1 protein-coding gene is annotated in these 1,153 nt (G+C 62.3%); it reads left to right on the top strand.

What is annotated here, in order from left to right; translation table 11 throughout:
- Positions 1-74: 74 nt before the first annotated feature.
- On the top strand, positions 75-1,153 hold a 1,079-nt coding region (locus A9995_RS15720), incomplete at its 3' end, for an IS630 family transposase (protein WP_067614757.1).

Below are 1,153 nucleotides of genomic sequence, written 5' to 3'. Positions count from 1 at the left end.
CTAGTGGATAGAACCTAACGGTTGAGTCTCATGGGGGGATTCCCCTGGATGGCTTGGCATGCGAGTCTGCGGGCATGCGATCTGGTATATCTATTGAAGTCTCGCCCTTGGATCACCGCCGCCTCAATGGGTTGGTTCGCGACCGCAACACACCCCAGAAGCACGTTTGGCGAGCCGAGATCGTGCTGCTCAGCGCCGCTGGTGTCGGCACAGTCGAGATCATGCGACGAACGAGCAAATCGAAGACCTGCGTCTGGCGGTGGCAGGAGCGCTTCGCCGCCGAAGGTGTCGAGGGCCTGTTGCGCGACAAGACCCGGCCCTCGCGCATTCCTCCGCTCGCACCGGAAGTGTCCGAGCGCGTCGTCGCGCTGACCTTGACCGATCCGCCCGTCGAGGCGACCCACTGGACCGCGGCGATGATGGCGCGCCAGATCGGCATCAGCGTCAGCTCGGTCCAGCGTATCTGGCGCGCCCACGGCCTGCGGCCGCACCGCGTGCGGCAGTTCAAGCTGTCGAACGATCCGTTGTTCGTCGAGAAGCTGCGTGACGTGGTCGGGCTCTACGTCGATCCGCCCGCCCATGCGATCGTCCTGTCGTTCGATGAGAAGAGCCAGATTCAGGCGCTCGACCGCACCCAGCCAGGTTTGCCGCTAAAGAAGGGCCGGCTCGGCACCATGACCCACGACTACAAGCGCAACGGCACGACCACGCTGTTCGCTGCCCTGAACGTGCTTGATGGCACGGTAATCGGCCGCAATATGCAGCGCCACCGCCACCAGGAGTTCATCCGCTTCCTCAACACGATCGAGCGCCAGGTTCCCGCAGGCAAGAGCGTGCATGTGATCCTCGACAACTACGCCGCTCACAAGCACCCAAAGGTCCGCCAATGGCTCGATCGCCATGAGCGCTTCACCTTCCACTTCACCCCCACCTCATGCTCGTGGCTAAACGCCGTCGAAGGCTTCTTCGCCAAGCTCACCAGGCGCCGCCTGAAGCGCGGCACATTCCACTCGCTCGTCGATCTCCAGGCCGCCATCAATCGCTTCGTCGTCGAACAAAACGTCGACCCCAAACCCTTCACTTGGACCGCAGACCCGGACAAGATCATCGCCGCCGTAAAACGAGGGCATCAAGTGTTAGATTCTAACCACTA

The organism is Erythrobacter sp. QSSC1-22B, assembly GCF_001678665.1.
Taxonomy (GTDB): domain Bacteria; phylum Pseudomonadota; class Alphaproteobacteria; order Sphingomonadales; family Sphingomonadaceae; genus Qipengyuania.
Note: the sequence above shows the minus strand (reverse complement) of the source record. Positions and strands in the feature narration are given on the sequence as shown.